Annotated in this window: 14 protein-coding genes; 3 read left to right on the top strand and 11 right to left on the bottom strand. The window is 76.4% G+C overall.

What is annotated here, in order from left to right:
• Positions 1-167: 167 nt before the first annotated feature.
• Positions 168-1,370, top strand: coding sequence for a sensor histidine kinase (locus tag AB0B02_RS06870; RefSeq protein ID WP_357297554.1), 1,203 nt, complete (start codon positions 168-170; stop codon positions 1,368-1,370).
• The gene (locus tag AB0B02_RS06875; RefSeq protein ID WP_357297558.1) at positions 1,367-2,002 is read left to right on the top strand and encodes a response regulator transcription factor; all 636 of its coding nucleotides are present in this window, start codon (positions 1,367-1,369) and stop codon (positions 2,000-2,002) included. Before AB0B02_RS06870 ends, AB0B02_RS06875 begins: the two co-directional genes overlap by 4 nt.
• A 37-nt stretch (positions 2,003-2,039) precedes the next feature.
• Here AB0B02_RS06875 and AB0B02_RS06880 read toward each other — a convergent pair whose 3' ends face one another.
• The 6 genes from AB0B02_RS06880 to AB0B02_RS06905 all read right to left on the bottom strand — a co-directional run bounded on the left by AB0B02_RS06880 (position 2,040) and on the right by AB0B02_RS06905 (position 10,434).
• The gene (locus tag AB0B02_RS06880; RefSeq protein WP_281942106.1) at positions 2,040-2,867 is read right to left on the bottom strand and encodes an ABC transporter permease subunit; all 828 of its coding nucleotides are present in this window, start codon (positions 2,865-2,867) and stop codon (positions 2,040-2,042) included.
• Positions 2,864-3,784, bottom strand: coding sequence for an ATP-binding cassette domain-containing protein (locus tag AB0B02_RS06885; RefSeq protein ID WP_357297562.1), 921 nt, complete (start codon positions 3,782-3,784; stop codon positions 2,864-2,866). Before AB0B02_RS06885 ends, AB0B02_RS06880 begins: the two co-directional genes overlap by 4 nt.
• A 91-nt stretch (positions 3,785-3,875) precedes the next feature.
• Positions 3,876-4,553, bottom strand: a complete 678-nt coding sequence (locus tag AB0B02_RS06890) for a response regulator transcription factor (RefSeq protein ID WP_281942109.1) — start codon at positions 4,551-4,553, stop codon at positions 3,876-3,878.
• A complete protein-coding gene (locus AB0B02_RS06895; RefSeq protein ID WP_281942111.1) occupies positions 4,550-5,731 on the bottom strand; it encodes a sensor histidine kinase in 1,182 nt (393 codons plus the stop codon). The genes AB0B02_RS06890 and AB0B02_RS06895 overlap by 4 nt, the downstream gene beginning before the upstream one ends.
• A 135-nt stretch (positions 5,732-5,866) precedes the next feature.
• Complete coding sequence (locus tag AB0B02_RS06900) at positions 5,867-6,208, bottom strand: DUF190 domain-containing protein (protein WP_107157278.1); 342 nt, start codon at positions 6,206-6,208, stop codon at positions 5,867-5,869.
• Positions 6,205-10,434 carry a putative inorganic carbon transporter subunit DabA gene (locus AB0B02_RS06905; RefSeq protein ID WP_357297569.1) on the bottom strand — a complete coding sequence of 1,410 codons (4,230 nt, stop codon included), beginning with the start codon at positions 10,432-10,434 and terminating at the stop codon, positions 6,205-6,207. The genes AB0B02_RS06900 and AB0B02_RS06905 overlap by 4 nt, the downstream gene beginning before the upstream one ends.
• A gap of 92 nt (positions 10,435-10,526) precedes the next feature.
• Here AB0B02_RS06905 and AB0B02_RS06910 point away from each other — a divergent pair, with 92 nt between their 5' ends.
• A complete protein-coding gene (locus AB0B02_RS06910) occupies positions 10,527-11,072 on the top strand; it encodes a carbonic anhydrase (protein ID WP_357297573.1) in 546 nt (181 codons plus the stop codon).
• 98 nt (positions 11,073-11,170) lie between these two features.
• On the opposite strand, the gene AB0B02_RS06915 is transcribed toward AB0B02_RS06910, so the two are convergent.
• The 5 genes from AB0B02_RS06915 to AB0B02_RS06935 form a co-directional block, all read right to left on the bottom strand.
• A complete protein-coding gene (locus AB0B02_RS06915; protein WP_281942119.1) occupies positions 11,171-12,337 on the bottom strand; it encodes a M20/M25/M40 family metallo-hydrolase in 1,167 nt (388 codons plus the stop codon).
• Between the two features lies 1 nt (position 12,338).
• On the bottom strand, positions 12,339-13,100 hold the full coding sequence (locus AB0B02_RS06920; protein WP_281942121.1) for an amino acid ABC transporter ATP-binding protein: 762 nt from the start codon (positions 13,098-13,100) through the stop codon (positions 12,339-12,341).
• Positions 13,097-13,954, bottom strand: coding sequence for an amino acid ABC transporter permease (locus AB0B02_RS06925; protein ID WP_281942123.1), 858 nt, complete (start codon positions 13,952-13,954; stop codon positions 13,097-13,099). The genes AB0B02_RS06920 and AB0B02_RS06925 overlap by 4 nt, the downstream gene beginning before the upstream one ends.
• 112 nt (positions 13,955-14,066) lie before the next feature.
• Positions 14,067-15,008, bottom strand: coding sequence for a transporter substrate-binding domain-containing protein (locus AB0B02_RS06930; protein WP_281942125.1), 942 nt, complete (start codon positions 15,006-15,008; stop codon positions 14,067-14,069).
• A 92-nt stretch (positions 15,009-15,100) separates the two neighbouring features.
• On the bottom strand, positions 15,101-15,985 hold the full coding sequence (locus tag AB0B02_RS06935; RefSeq protein WP_281942126.1) for a MurR/RpiR family transcriptional regulator: 885 nt from the start codon (positions 15,983-15,985) through the stop codon (positions 15,101-15,103).
• Positions 15,986-16,051 lie beyond the last annotated feature (66 nt).

Here is a 16,051-nt window from a genome sequence, read left to right on the forward strand (position 1 = left end):
GGCGACGCGGTCCTTTCGACGGCGGGGTGGTCGCTCCCACGGTCGTCGCCGGAGGCCGGCCCGGGCATCCGGCGGCGGACGGCACTTCCCGGGCGGAACGGCTGTGGTCCGGTTACAACTTTCGACAGATCCCCGCCGACCTGCGCCTCCTCTACGCTGGGAGGGCCGTGACCGCCGTTCCCGCCCTGACCTCCACCGCCCGCGTGCTGGCCTGGTGCCTGCACCTGCTGGTGGGTGTCCTCTTCACGCTCGCCGGCCTCCGGGCCGTCGTCACCGGGCAGCCGCACGCGCCGGTGATCGCCGCGGTGGCGGCGGCGGGCCTGCTGACGTACGCGGCCGGGGCGCTGCGGCCCGGCGTCCACCGCTCCCGACGGGCCGCCGGCTGGTGGCTGGCGGCGGTCGGCGTCGGGTGGCTGGCGCTGACCGTGCTCACCGTGGACGGGCTGTGGCTCGCGTTCCCGCTCTACCTGCTGCAACTGCACCTGCTGTCCCGGCGCGCCGGACCGGTCGCCGTCGCGGTGACCGCCGTGGTGGCCGTCGTCGCCTTCGCCGCCCATCGCGGCGCGGTCAGCGTGGCCGGCACGGTCGGGCCGGTGCTCGGCGCCGCGGTCGCGGTGGCGGTGGTCCGGGGCTACCAGGCGCTCTACCGGGAGAGCGAGCGCCGCCGCCGGCTGATCGAGGAGCTGACCGCCACCCGCGCCGACCTGGCCCGGGCGCAGCACGAGGCGGGGGTGGCGGCGGAACGCGAGCGGCTGGCCGCCGAGATCCACGACACGCTGGCGCAGGGCCTGACCAGCATCCAGTTGCTGCTGCGCGCCGCCGGCCGGGTGCTGCCGGACCGGCCGGACACCGCCGCCCGCCACGTCGAGCAGGCCCGGCAGGCGGCGGCGGACAACCTCGCCGAGGCCCGGCGCTTCGTCGCCGCGCTCACCCCACCGGCGTTGGACGACACCACGCTGGCCGACGCGCTGCGACGCCTCTGCGCCACCACCGCCGCCCGGCACCGGCTCGCCGCCCGGTTCGCGGTCACCGGGGACCCGGTCCCGCTGCCGACCGGGTACGAGGTCGCGCTGCTGCGCGTCGCCCAGGCGGCGCTGGCCAACACCGTGCGCCACGCCCGGGCCACCACCGTCGAGGTGACGCTCGGCTACCGCGCCGACCGGGTGACCCTGGACGTGACCGATGACGGCGGCGGTTTCGACCCGGAGCGGCTGCCCGGTCCGGGGCCCGACGGCGGTGGGTTCGGCCTCGCCGCCATGCGGGCGCGGACCCGCGCGCTCGGCGGCGCCCTGACCGTCGCCGCCGCGCCCGGCCGCGGCGCCACCGTGTCGGCAAGGCTCCCCCGCACCCCGCCCGGCGGGCGGCCGTGACCGGCGCGCCGGTCCGGCTGCTGATCGCCGACGACCACCCGGTCGTCCGGGCCGGGCTGCGCGCGGTGCTGGAGACCGAGCCGGGCCTGGTCGTGGTGGCCGAGGCGGCCACCGCCGAGGCGGCGGTGGCCCGCGCCGCCGGCGGCGACGTCGACGTGGTGCTGATGGACCTGCGCTTCGGCGCCGGCCTGAGCGGGGTCGACGCGACCGCCGCCATCACCGCCCGACCGCACGCGCCCCGGGTGCTGATCGTCACGACCTACGACAGCGACGCGGACACGTTGCCCGCGATCGAGGCCGGCGCGACCGGCTACCTGCTCAAGGACGCCTCGCCGGACGAGCTGGCCGCCGCCGTGCGGGCCGCCGCCGCCGGCCGTACCGCGCTGGCTCCGGCCGTCGCGGACCGGCTGGTGAACCGGCTGCGCACGCCGGACACGGCGCTGACCCGGCGGGAGACGGAGGTGCTCGGCCTGGTCGCGGACGGGCTGTCCAACCAGGCCGTCGGCCGCCGCCTGCACCTGACCGAGGGCACGGTCAAGTCGCACCTGTCGCGCATCTACACCAAGCTGCGCGTCGACTCCCGCACCGCGGCGGTCGCCGCCGCCATCGACCTCGGCATCCTCCGCCGCTGACCGGCCGCGCGGTTCCGCGACCGGCCGGCGGCGCCGGTCAGGCGTCCCGGCGGCGCAGCAGGACCAGGGCGGCGCCGAGCAGGACGACCAGCCAGGCCGCGAGGACGGCCGCGCCGGCGCCCGGGGAGAGCAGGTCACCGCCCCCGCCCACGCTCGTGAACGCCTGCCCGGCGTTGGACGGCAGGTACGGCGAGATCCGCTCCGACCAGCTCTCCGGCAGCAGCGACACCACTCCCGGCACGACCAGCAGCAGCGCGACCACGCTGGTCAGCGCGCCGGCGGTGGTGCGCAGCAGCGAGCCGAGCGCCGCGCCGAGCACACCGACGGCCGCGAGGTAGCCGGCCGTGCCGAGCACCGCGCGCAGCACGCCGTCGTCGGAGAGAGAGATGCCCTGGTCGCCCAGGATCGCCTGCCCGCCGAGGAAGGTGAGCAGCGTGGTCGGCACCAGCACGGCCAGCACGACGCCGGCCAGCACGGCGACCTTGCCGGCGAGCACCGGCCAACGGGTCGGCACCGCGGCGAGGGACGAGCGGATCATGCCGGTGCCGTACTCGCCGGCGGCCAGCAGCACGCCGAGCGTGCCGACGAGCAGTTGGGCGAGGTTGACGCCGCCGAGGCTGGCGCCGAGCGGGTCGAGCGACGACGGCCCGCCGGGCGGCGCCGGGGTGCCCGGCTCGATCGTGGCGTCGGCCAGGAACGCCGAGAAGCCGAGCCCCAGCGCGGCGAACACCACCACGGTCGCGGCCAGCATGATCAGCGACGAGCGCAGGGAACGGAACTTGATCCATTCGCTTCGGACCACCCGGGGGACGGTGATCCGGGCGTCGGTCGGCACGGTGGTGGCGGGTGGGGCCGCGGTGGTCATCGGTCAGCTCCTTCGGTGGCGCCGACGTACTCGACGGCGTCGCGGGTCATGGTCATGAACGCCTCTTCGAGCGACGCCTCGGTGGGGGTCAGCTCGTGCAGGGTGAGCCCGGCGGCGGCGGCCCGGTCGCCGATCGCCTCGGGGCGCAGTCCGCTGACGTCCAGCACGCCGGGCTCGCCGCCGGTGATGGTGACGTCCGGGCCGGCCAGCAGGTCGCGCAGCGCCGTGGCCTGGGGTGAGCGCACCCGTACGGTGCCGCGGGAGGCCCGGCGGGTGAACTCGGCGAGCGACACGTCGGCGATCAGCCGGCCCCGGCCGACCACGATCAGATGCTCGGCGGTCTGGGCCATCTCGCTCATCAGGTGCGAGGAGACGAAGACCGTCCGGCCCTCGGCGGCGAGGCCCTTGAGCAGGCCGCGGATCCACCGGATGCCGTCCGGGTCGAGGCCGTTGACCGGCTCGTCGAGCATCACCACCGCCGGGTCGCCGAGCAGCGCGCCGGCGATGCCCAGCCGCTGCCCCATGCCGAGTGAGAACCCGCCGGCCCGCCGGCCGGCCACCTCACGCAGCCCGACCAGGTCGATCACCTCGTCGACGCGGCGGCGGCCGATGCCGTGCGTGGCGGCCACGGCGAGCAGATGGTTGCGGGCGGACCGGCCGGTGTGCACCGCCTTGGCCTCCAGCAGCGCGCCAACCTGGCGCAGCGGGTCCCGGTGCGCGACGTAGCGGCGGCCGTTGACCCGTACGGTCCCGGCGGTCGGCGCGTCCAGGCCGAGGATCATCCGCATGGTGGTGGACTTGCCGGCGCCGTTGGGACCGAGGAAGCCGGTCACCACGCCGGGCCGGACGGTGAAGGTCAGGGCGTCGACGGCGAGCTTGTCGCCGTACCGTTTGCTCAGGTCGTGGGCTTCGATCATGTGCTCAACCCTGGCCCGCGTAGCCCGGCCGGCGCGTCGGCCGGACGCGGACACCTGCGCGTACCGCGAACGCGGTACGCGGACGGCCCGGCTACCGCGCCGGCGGGTCGGCCCGGACCAGGCCGCTCTGGTAGGCGATCACCACCAGTTGGGCCCGGTCCCGGGCGTCGAGCTTGGCCATCGCGCGGTTGACGTGGGTCTTGGCGGTCAGTGGGGAGACCACCAGCCGCTGGGCGATCTGCTCGTTGCTCAGCCCGGCGGCGACCAGCGTTACCACCTCGCGTTCCCGTTCGGTGAGCACCCGCAGCCGCTCCGGGGTGGCCCCGGGCCGCGGGTCGGGCTGGGCCAGGAACCGGGCGATCAGCCCACGGGTCGCCTTCGGGGACAGCAGCGCCTCCCCGGCCGCGACGGTACGGATCGCGTCGAGCAGTTCGGCCGGTTCCACGCCCTTGCCGAGGAAGCCGCTGGCGCCGGCGCGTAGCGCCTCGAAGACGTACTCGTCGACCTCGAACGTGGTCAGGATCAGCACCCGTACGCCGGCCAGGTCCTCGTCGGCGGTGATCTCCCGGGTGGCGGCCAGGCCGTCGAGGTCGGGCATCCGGATGTCCATCAGCACCACGTCGGCGCGGGTGGCGCGGGCCCGCTCGACCGCCTCCCGCCCGGTGGCGGCCTCCCCCACCACGCACAGGTCCGGCGCGGAGTCGACGAGCGCGCGGAAGCCGGCGCGGATGAGGGTCTGGTCGTCGGCGAGCAGCACCCGGACGGTCATGCCACCTCCTGCGGGATCGGGGCGGGCAGTTCCGCGCGGACCCGGAAGCCGCCGCCGGGCCCGGCGCCGGCGTGGAACGCGCCGCCCACCGCCTCGGCCCGCTCCCGCATCCCGAGCAGGCCGAGACCGGTTCCCTGGTCGCCGGTTCCGCTCGGGCCGGGCCCGTCGTCGCGGATCTCCACCACCACGCCGGCGCCGGTGTACGTGACGCCGACCGTGACGGCCGCGCCGGGCGCGTGCCGGTGGGCGTTGGTCAGCGACTCCTGGACGATCCGGTAGGCCGCCACGTCAACCGTGCTGGGCAGCGGCCGGGGCCGGCCGGTCAGGGTCCAGCGCACCGGTTGGGCGGCGGCGAAGCCGTCGACGAGGGCGTCGAGGCGGCCCAGGCCGGGCGTCGGCTCGGTCGGCGCGTCCGGCTCACCGCGCCGGAGCAGGCCGAGCAGGGTGGCCAGTTCGTCCAGCACGGTGCGGGTCGCGGACCGGACGTGCCCGAGCGCCTCCTCGGCCGCGTCCGGCCGCTCCCGCAGCAGGTGCCCGGCCACCCCGGCCTGCACGTTGATCAGCGCGATCTGGTGGGCCACCACGTCGTGCAGCTCCCGGGCGATCCGGAGCCGTTCCTCCACCACCCGGCGGCGGGCCTCCTCCTCGCGGGTCCGTTCGGCCCGCCGCGCCCGCTCCTCCAGCACCGCCACGTAGGCCCGCCGGCTGCGTACCGCGTCGCCGGCCGCCACCGCGACGCCGAACCAGAGCAGCAGCACCACGACCGCCGGGTCCAGCCAGCCCACCCCGAGCGCGACGACCGCGCCGCCGCCGAGCACCAGGCCGCTCGCCGCGCCGGCCGCCACCGCGGTCCGCCGGTCGGTCCGGGTCGCCACCGTGTACGCGGCCAGCGCCACGGTCAGCACGAACGGCCCGCGCGCCTGTTGCACCAGCAGCGCGGTGGCCGCCGTGGCGGTGACCAGCGCGAGCACCGGCAACGGGTGGCGGCGGCGCAGCACCAGCGCGCCGCATCCGGCCAGCGCGAGCAGCACCGCGCCGACGGTCAGCGGGTCGCGCGGGGGCCCGCCGGGCGGGTTCACCGGGAGCAGGCTGACCACGAAGAGCAGCGCGGCCAGCAGCGCATCGGTCACGGTCGGGTGCGCCCGGGCCACCCGACGCCACCGCGCGACGCGTCCCATGCGGTCACCGTACGACACCGTTCGGGCGGGCAGCCCGACGGGACGGATCCCGCCGGGGCGCCCGCCCGGCTCGCCGGGTCGGCCCCTACCGTCGTACCACCCGCCGGGCGGGCGGCCGGGGACGGTCCCCGGCGGTCACTCCGCCGCCCGGTCGGCGCCGAAGTACTCGGGTCTGCTGACCCAGGCGTCGCTGACGAACATCACGCCGGGCCGCTGGGCCAGGATGTCGCGCAGCCCGGTGACCACCGGCTCGGCCCGGCCCGGCGGGAGCACGGCGATGACCATGACGAGTCCGGCCCGGTCGTTGAAGAGCAGCCGCCCCTCGTGGGTGCCGTGGTGGCCGAAGCCGGAGACGCCGCTCAGGCTGGTCCAGCCGCTCACCCCGGAGGCGTGCAGCAGGGTGCGGACCGCGTCGGCGTCGTCGGCGCGCGTGACCACCTCCACCTTGACCATGCGGGTCAGTCCCAGTTCGTTCATGCCGTGTACTCCTTCTCCGTCGCGGGCGCCGGGTGGCGCGCGGGCGGCTCGGTGGCGGGTGCGGTGACGTGGCGCGGGGCGGGCAGCGCCCGCCACGATCCACCCGGCGCGGGCTCGGACCACGCGCCGGTGCCGGGGTCGACGACGGTCAGCGACAGCCACCCGCCGTCGACCAGGTGGCGCAGCCCGGGGTTGCGGCCCAGCACCGCGTCGACCAGGTGGTGCGGGGCGCGGACCACCGCGAGCAGCCGCAGCGGCTCGTGCGCCGGCCGCGTGCCGTCGGCGACCGACTGGAGCGGCAGACCGAGGCGCAGGTCGCCGCCGGATCCGGAGAGGACGCCGAGCGCGTCGCCGAGCACGGTGTGCACGGTCTTGGTGCCCGCGCCGAGCCGCTGCGGGTCGACAGTGGAGAAGTAGTACTGGAGGTTGATCCAGGCGGCCACCACGAGCGGGCCGGTCATGATCGCCTCCAGCGCCGCCGCGTCCCGGTCACCGGTCCAGTCGTAGGAGTGCAGGAACGTCCGGCAGCCGAGGTCGACGCCGGCGGTCAGCTCGCGGGGCGCGGCGATGAACGCGGCGTTGCCGGCCAGCGCCCACTCCGGGCGGACCTGCGCCCAGTCCCCGGCCCGCCGGGGCAGGCGGCGCGGACGCGGCCGGCCGGGCAGTCGCGCGGCCCGTTCCGCGCGCAGCCGCGCGCCCGCCCCGGCCAGCCGGCCGGCCAGTTCCTCGACCGCCGGTCGCAGCCCGGCGGGCACGGCGTCCAGGTCGAACAGCCGCACCTCGTCGGTGACGGTGTCGTGCTCGCCGGCCAGCACGTGCGTGCCGTCGGGCAGGTGGATGCCCCGGTCGGTGAGGGCCGCGCGCACCTCGGGCCGGTTGAGCATCCCGGCGGCGAGACGGGCGCTCACCCCGCCCCGGTTGCCGCCGCAGGCGCCGCAGTCCAGCGCGGCGGCGTACGGGTTGTTGGCGCTGGTGGCGCCGTGCCCGCAGAGCAGCACCAGCGGCGCGAAGCCGGCGGTGAGCCCGATCGTGCGCAGCGTCGCCTCGGCGTAGTAGACCTGTTCGTCGAGGCTCATGGCGGCGGTCAGGTCGGCGACGGTCGGTGCGGTGTGGTCGGCGGGCGGCAGGAACCGGCCCGGGGCGGCGGCCCGCAGGAGCAGGGCGGCGGTGGCGAGCACGCCGGCGACCTCGACGAAGGCGAACGCGCCGACCGGGTTCGCCTTGGCGGCGGCGTAGGCGTTTCGCCAGGCCTGCCGGGAGCGCGCCGCGTGGCCGGCCCGCGCCGCCTCGACGGTGGCCACCGGTCGCATGAGGACCGGGCAGCGGTCCCGCCCGCGCCGGGCGCCGGCGGTCACGGTACGCACGGGCAGGCCGAAGAAGCCGGCGAAGCCGTACGTGTCGACCGGCCCGGTCGCCTCCAGGTGGCGGCGCAGGCCCTCGCTGCGCACGTCGATGCAGAACACCGCCTGGGCGCGCGCCGGGACGTCGACGGCCGGCCGGTCCACGCCCCGGTCCAGCCGGTACCGCAGCCGTCGCCGGTACGCGTGCTCGGCGGCGGCGAGCCACACCTCGGACTGCCGGGACGGGGTCAACTGGCAGGCCACCTCCCGCAGCGTGGCCACGGTCTCCCCGGGCAGGCAGGCCAGCGTGGCGACGTCGACGTCGAGCGCGCCGGCGAGTCGGGCGAGGGCCTCCGGGGTGATCCCGGCGGACCTCGGGAGCGTGGCGGGTGTCGCGGCGGCGATCGAGTCCAGCACCGGGGGCAGCTCCAGGTGGCGCTGGGCGGCGGCGCCGGCGAGCGCGTACTCGTAGGTGAGGCGCACGGCGAGCAGGTCCAGTGGGCTCAGTGCCGGCCCCTGCCCGGGGTTGGCCTGGGCCCAGCGGGCGTGCCCGGCCCAGCCGGGCAGCCGGAGCAGGGACCGGGACAGGTAGGTGGACCAGGCCGCCGGCGGCACCCCCATCGCGCGCAGGAGCACCGCGACGGCCTGCTCGGGCGCCTCGGGCAGTGCGTCGACGAGCGTCGCGAGACCGGTGACGCCCCGCCGGGCCAGGGCCGGATCGGCGCCGGCCATCCGCCGCCAGCGCGCCCAGCAGCCCGCGTCCGTCGGGCCGGGGACCGGCCAGAGCGCCGCCGGGCGTCCGCTGTGCGCCGCGCACCAGGCGGCCACCAGGTCGTCGACGTCCGCGGTGGTCCGGGTGCCCAGCGCCCGGTCGAGCGTCTCGGCGAGGGTGTGCGGTCCGGCCTCGCCCGGGGTGCGGGGGCGGGGCCGCGCGGGCAGCTCGGCGAGCCGGCGCCGCGCCACCGCGAGCAGGTCGGCCGGTGGGGGCGGCCCGTCGTGCACCGGGTGGCCCAGCACGGCCAACTGGAGGTCGGTGACGTCGATCCGCCGGTGGCCGAGCAGGACCGCACCGGCGGCGCGCGGTGGTGGCGGGAGCACGGCGGCAAGGTCCGTCGGGGTGATCCGGCCGTCGCGCAGCCGCTGCCGGTACTCGGCGGCCGGCAGGTAAGTCCGCGTGCCGGCGAGACCCCGCAGCTCGGCGGTGGCCCGGGCGAACGGCACGCGTTCCCGGCCGGCGAGCGGGTTCACCGCGACGAAGGCGTCCAGCGGTCCGACGGCGCCGACGTGGTCGGCGGCGGCGGTCGCCGCGGCGACGACCCGCGCGCCGTCCGAGCGGTCGAGCAGGCCGGGGCGCGGCACGGTGAGCGCCGCGGGGGTCGGCCCGCCGGGCGGGGCCGTCCGGCGGGCCCGCGGCACGGCGGCGCCGTCGTGCCAGGCCCACCACCAGAGCGTGGCGCTCGGCCGGCGGCGCAGCACGGCCCCGGCGACGGCCACCACGGCGAGCACGCACGCCACGGCGCCGACGCCGAGCAGGCTCGTCCCGGTCGGCAGCGCCAGCCAGCGGTCGACCACCCGCCCGGCGACGAGGTGTCCGCCGGCCAGCGCCGCCACGGTGCCGGTGAGGGCAGCGGCGGTACGGGCCGGCAGCGCCCGGTCGGCGAGGGCGGACCACACGGCGGCGAGCGCGGCGGCGGCGACCAGCGCGGCGCTGAGCGCACCGCTCGCGGTGGTCCCGAGCAGCAGCTCGGTGGCGAGCACGGTGACGATCACCGTCGCGGCGGCGAGGACGCGGGACCGGGTGGGTGGCGGGCCCTCCGGTCGTGGCGTGCCGGCGGCGCGGGCCTGCGCCTGGAGCGCGCCACCGGCGGAGAGGAACGCGTACGCCTTGTAGACGGCGTGCCCGACCAGGTGCACGGCGGCCAGCCCGAACGCGCCGAGCCCGCACTGGGTGAGCATGAACCCCATCTGCGCGACGGTGGACCGGGCGAGGGTGCCCTTGACGTCGGTGCGCACCGCGGCGAACAGCAGCCCCGAGACGGCGGTGACGAGGCCGACGAGCACCATCGCCGGCATCATCCCGGGCGCGGCGGTGACCACCGGCGCCAGTGTGATCATGAGGAACCCGGCCACGTTGACCATTCCGGCGTGCAGGAACGCCGAGACCGGGGTCGGCGCGTCCAGGGTGGACGGCAGCCAGCGGTGCGCCGGCACCTGCGCGGACCGGACCATGGCGGCTGCCAGCAGCAGCGCGCCGGCGGTGGCGAGCAGCCACCCGGGCCGGTCGCCGGCGGTGGCGCGCACCGCGTCCAGGTCGGCGTCGCCGGCGGGCGTGACCAGCAGCGCGAGGCCGGCGACCAGGGCGGCGTCGCCGGCGAGGAACAGTCGCCGGGTCCGGCGGGCGGCGGCCCGCACCCTGGGCTGGTCCCGGTAGTGGCCGATCAGGCCGACCAGCAGGTGCCCGGCCGCGATCCAGCCGACGGCCAACTGCACCAGGCTGGGTGCGGTGGCCATCACCAGCGTCGCGGTGGTGGCCGCCGCCACCCGGCCCTGGAGCGCGCGGGCGCCCGGCTCGCCGTCGAGGTAGCGGCGCGCGTAGCCGGCGACGACGGCGGCCAGCCCGCAGACGAGCAGCACGAACAGCGCGGTGAACCGGTCGACGCGGACGCCGACGGAGAACGCCGGCCCGAGCGTGTCGACGCGGGTGAGCACGCCCGGTACGGCCGGGTCGGCCGCCACCCGGACCAGCAGCGCGGTGGCCGCCACCGCGCTGAGACCGAGCAACGCGCCCACCACCCGGGCGGCCCGGCGCGGGTCGGGCACCGCCAACGCGCCGAGCACCGCCGACGCGGGCCCGATCAGGACTCCCAGGACCAGTGCGACGTCCATCGCCACCTCCTTCAGACAAGCGCACTCTATTACACGATTTCTAATTCGTGTATCGTGAGACGCACGACAGTGGCTCGTCACGAGGAGCAGTGATGGACATGACCGGATCGCCGCCGCAGGGATGGCCCGTCAGCCCGAGCTTCGCCCTCGCCCGGCTGCGGGCGGGACACCACCGGTTCCGGGTGGGCGCGGCGTCCACGCCGTTCGCCCCGGCCGGCGCACCGGTGGCGGCGGTCCTCTCCTGCGCCGATCCGCAGCCGGAAGCGGTGACGGTGTTCGGCGGCGCCGACGTGTTCGCGGTCCGCGCCGCCGGTCTGAGCACCGGGCCCTCGGTGCGGGGCAGCCTGGAGTACGCGGTCGGTCACCTCGGCACACCGCTGGTGGTGGTGCTCGGCCATACCGCCTGTTCGCTGCCGCACGGGAGCGGACCCGAACGGGTGCGCGCCACGCTCGCCGCGCTGCGCCGGCACTCCCCCCTGCTCGACCGGGCGGTACGCGCCGGCTGCTGCGGCCTGCACGGCATGGTCTGGCACGACGCGGAGCTGACCCTCGTCGAGGTGCGTCCCAGCGCCCCGCCACCGGTCCGGCGCGTCGGCCGCCTGCGACCGCCGAACCGGGCCGGGGCCCGGCTGGCCTGAACCGGGACGGCGCTCAGGGGTTGCCGCGCGGGCCGAACCCGGGCGCGACGCATTCCGGGCAGGCCGTGGCGAGCCGCCGGGCCAGGCCCAACCCGACGCTACGTGTCGGCTCGGCCGAGCGCGTCGACCAGGCCGGCCAGCAACGCCACCCGCGGCACCACCGAGTCGAGATCGAGCCACTCCCCCGGGCTGTGGTCGGCCCCGCCGACCGGGCCGAGCCCGTCCAGCACGGTCGCGCCGGCCTCGGCCAGCAGGTTGGCGTCGGCGCAGCCACCGGTCGCGGCGTGCGACACCGGTACGCCGAGCCCGGCGCCCACCTTCGCGGCCAGCTCGGCCAGCCGGCGCCCGGCCGGGTCCGGCTCCCACGGCGGGGTGGGCGCCTGCACGGCCAGCTCGGCGTGCACGCCGGAGACGAGCGGCGCGGCGACCAGCCGGCGGATCTCGGCCAGCGCGGCCTCGTACTCGCCGGTGCGCCAGGCCCGCAGGTCGACAAGCATCCGGGCCCGGTCGGCGACCACGTTGGGCCGGCCGCCGGCCTCCAACGCGCCGACGTTCACCGTCACCCCGGGCCAGCGGCCGTTGAGCTGGTCCAGCGCCACGGTCAGCCGGGCGGCGGCGAGCAGCGCGTTGGCGCCGCGCTCCGGTTCGATGCCGGCGTGCGCGGCCCGCCCGCGCAACGTCACCGCCAGGTCGGCGACGCCCTTGCGGGCGGAGACCAGGTCGCCGTTGTCGCGGGCGCACTCCAGGCAGAGCGCCACGTCGGCCTCGGCTCCGAGGGTACGCAGCAGCGGCCGGCTGCCCACCGACCCGATCTCCTCGTCCGGCGTGCAGACCAGCACCAGTTCGCCGTACCGGTGCCGGTCCAACGTGGCGAGCACCTCGACGGCGGCGAGTCCGGCGAGCACGCCGCCCTTGTCGTCGCTGACCCCCGGCCCGTACGCCCGACCGTCCTGCACCCGGAACGGGCGGGCGGCGGCGGTGCCCGGCGGGAACACGGTGTCCAGGTGGCCGGCGAGCAGGATCCGGCGGGTGCCGGCGCCCCGGCGGCGGGCGACCAGCACGTCGCCGAGCGGCCGGCCGGCCGGGTCGGCGACGGGTTCCCGCTCGACGGACAGCCCGGCGCCGAGGCACCAGCCCTGCACCAGGTCGAAGACCTCCCGCAGCCCGTCGACCTGGCCGGAGCCGGAGTCGACCGCGACCAGTCGGGCGAGCCGGTCGTGGTACGCGGTCAGCCGGTCACCGGCGGCGCGCAGCAGCGGGTCCATGTCAGAGCACCTTGTCGAGGAAGGCGCGGGTGCGCTCGTGGCGGGGTCGGCCGAGCACCTCGTCCGGCGGGCCGGCCTCGACCACCACGCCGTCGTCGAGGAACGCGACCTGGTCGGCGACCTCGCGGGCGAAGCCCATCTCGTGCGTCACCACCACCATGGTCATGCCGTCGGCGGCGAGCCCCTTCATCACGTCCAGCACCTCGCCGACGAGTTCCGGGTCGAGCGCGGAGGTGGGCTCGTCGAAGAGCATCAGTTTCGGGCGCATGGCCAGCGCCCGGGCGATCGCCACCCGCTGCTGCTGGCCGCCGGAGAGCTGGCTCGGGTAGTGGTCCGCGCGCTCGGCCAGCCCGACGCGGTCGAGCAGGCGCATCGCCTCGGCGCGGGCGCGTTCGCGCGGGGTGCGCAGCACCCGCACCGGCGCCTCGGTGACGTTGCCGAGCGCGGTGAGGTGCGGGAACAGGTTGAACCGCTGGAACACCATGCCGATGTCCCGGCGGCGCACGGCCACCTCGCGGGCCTTCAACTCGTGCAGCTTGTCGCCCTGGCGGCGGTAGCCGACCAGCTCGCCGTCCACCGAGAGCTGCCCGCCGTCGATGCGTTCCAGGTGGTTGACGCAGCGCAGGAACGTCGACTTGCCGGAGCCGGAGGGGCCGAGCAGGCAGGCCACCTCGCCGGGGGCCACGGTCAGGTCGATGCCCTTGAGCACCTCGACCGGGCCGAACCGCTTGGTCACGCCCTCGGCACGGACCATCGCCGTCATCGCACGCCTCCCCGGGCGAAGCCGCGGCCGAACCGGCGCTCGATCAGCCACTGGCCGACGGAGAGGAGGCTGACCAGGGCGAGGTACCAGATCGCCGCCACCAGGAGCAGCGGGATCACCTTGTAGTTGTTCTGGTAGACGCTCTGCACGGCGGTCATCAGGTCCCGTCCGGCGATGATCGACACGAGCGCGGTCGACTTGAGCATGGTGATGGTCTCGTTGCCCATCGGCGGGATGATCACGCGCATGGCCTGGGGCAGCACCACCCGGCGCAGGGTGAGCGTGGGGCCCATGCCGAGCGCGGCGGCGGCCTCGGTCTGCCCGTCGTCGACGGCCAGGATGCCGCCGCGGATCACCTCGGCCGCGTACGCCATCTCGTTGAGCGACAGCGCGAGCACGGCGGCGACGGTGCCGGTGATCACCACGCTGGTGGGGCGGTCGAACAGCACGGTGCCGGTGAACGGCACGGTGAGCGTGATCCGGGGGAACAGCGCGCCGAGGAACCCGAAGAAGATGATCTGCACCAGCAGCGGGGTGCCGCGGAAGACCCAGATGAACGTCCACGAGACGCCGCGCAGCACCGGGTTGTCGGAGAGCCGCAGCACGGCGAGCAGGACGCCACCGGCGGTGCCGAGCAGCATGGCGAGCAGCGTGAGCCAGAGCGTGGTGACCACGCCGTCGAGCACGTAGTCCTGGAACAGGTAGTGGGCCACGGTGCGGGGTTCGAGGTTGGGGCTGGTCAGCAACGCCCGCAGGAACATCGCGGCCAGCCCGGCCACGACCAGCGCGGTGAGCCAGCGGCCGTAGTGGCGGACGGGGACGACCCGTACCGTCGGGGTTTCGGTGGTGGTCATCGTGGGAGTGCCTCCGGCAGGGGTGCGGCGGTCGCCGGGCGCCTTCGGGCCCGCCCTCACGGAGTCGAAAGGGCGCCCGGCGACCGCGGTTCGGGGGGCGGTAGTCCGCCGGTCAGTCGATGGCCTGGTCGACGGTGGCCTTGTCGATCGCGATCGGGGTCTGCTTCCAGTGGGCCAGGATCTTGCCGTAGGTGCCGTCGTCGATCAGGGACTGCACGGCGGCCCGGTACGCCTCGGCCAGCTCCTTGTTCGCCTTGAGGAACCCGAAGCCGTTCGGGCTGGCCAGCCAGCCGTTGGGCGAGGACGGGTCGTCGACCAGCTCGGCCTTGCCGGCGAGCGAGCCGGCGGTCTCCACCAGGTTGACCCGGGTGGCGGCGACCACCTGCACGTTGCCGGCGATCAGCGCCTGCACCGCCTGCGGGTTCTCCGGGTACTCCTTGATCTCCAGCGGCCGGCCGGCGCAGCTCTGCTTGGCGTACGTGGCCAGGTTCTTCGCCTGGTTGCTGGCCTTCTGCACGGCGACCGTCCGGCCGCAGAGGTCGGCCACCGTCTTCACGCCGAGCGGGTTGCCGGCGGCGACCAGGAACCCGGTGCCGGAGGCGGAGTAGTCGACGAACGTGGCGACCTGCTGGCGTTCCTTCTTGTCGGTGATGCCACCGGCGATGGCGTCGTACTTGGCGGCCTGGAGGCCGGGCACCAGGCCGTCGAACGGCTGCTGGGTGAAGGTGGCCTTGAGGCCGAGCCGGGCCGAGGCGGCCTGGAACAGGTCGGGGTCGAGGCCGACGAACTGGTCGGTGCGGCCCTCCACCTTGAAGTCGACGAACGGCTGGTAGGGGGCGTTGGTGGCGACCGTGACGGTGCCGCGACCGCGGACGTCGGACGGGACCTTGGCGGCGACGGCCTTGTCGGTCTCGACCGGTCCGACACCGTCGATGGTGACCGAGACGGGCTTGATCTCGTCGGTGGCGCCGCCGGTGGCGGCGCCACCGCAGGCGGTGGTGGCGGCGAGCAACGCCGTGGTCGCGCCGACCAGAGCGAGGGAACGGATGCGCATGGGGAGTCCTTCCGGGGGCCGGATCAGCCAGCCCCCGGACTGTAACTCACGTTACGATCTCGGTGGGGTTACAGTTTTTTGTAACGGACGTTTCAGTGGTCGCCGAACGCCTGCTGCGCCCCCTCCATCGCCTTCAGCCGCGCGCCGGCCACCGGGCCGAGCCTGTCGATCAGCGCCGCGACCAGCGTCTCCACCAACGCCAGCGTGGGCACGAAGCTGTCGTACGGCGACGGCGAGTCGACCCGGGCGGGCAGCACCACCTCGGCCAGCCCGGCCACCGGCGACAGCCAGCGGTCGGTGAACAGCACCACCCGAGCGCCCCGCGCGGTCACCTCCCGGGCCAGCGCCAGCGTCGGCTCCTCGTACCGGCGGAAGTCGAAGAGCACGACGAGATCCCGCTTGCCGACGTCGACGAGCATGTCGGCGCGCGCCACCGGCCCGGGCGGCAGCAGCCGGCTGTTGCCGCGCACCTGCATCAGGTGCAGCACCAGGTAGTTGGCCACCAGCGCGGAGAACCGGCCGCCGGCCGCGGTGACCCGGAACTGCTGGTCGGCGAGGAGCCGCACGGCCGCGTCCAGCTCCCCCCGGGGCAGGTCGGCGAGCGTGCCGGCCACCGCCGCCGGCAGCGTCGCCGCGGCCCGGGGCAACGCGCCCTCCGGCGGCGCCCCGCCGTGCTCGGCGGCCCGGTAGGCGGTCAGCGGCGAGGTCTCCCGCTCCGCCAACTCGTCGCGCAGCGCGCGCTGGAACTCCGGGTACCCGCCGAAGCCGAGCCGGGACAGCAGCCGCAGCACGGTCGGCGCGCTCACCTCGGCGCGTTCGGCGAGCGCGGCCACCGTGCCCAGGCCGGCGGAGGGATAGGCGGCGAGCAACGTGCGGGCGACCCGGCGCTCGGCCGGGCTGCACTCGCCGAGCCGCCCACGGATCAGCGCCGCGACGCCCACCACGTGCGGATCGTCGACAGCTTCGGAGTTCGGCACGAGCAGAGCGTAACGGCCCACCGGCCCGTGGGCGGGCGGGCGTCGCCCGCCCGCCCACGAACCCCG

It is taken from the genome of Micromonospora sp. NPDC049240, from assembly GCF_040647835.1.
GTDB lineage: Bacteria > Actinomycetota > Actinomycetes > Mycobacteriales > Micromonosporaceae > Micromonospora.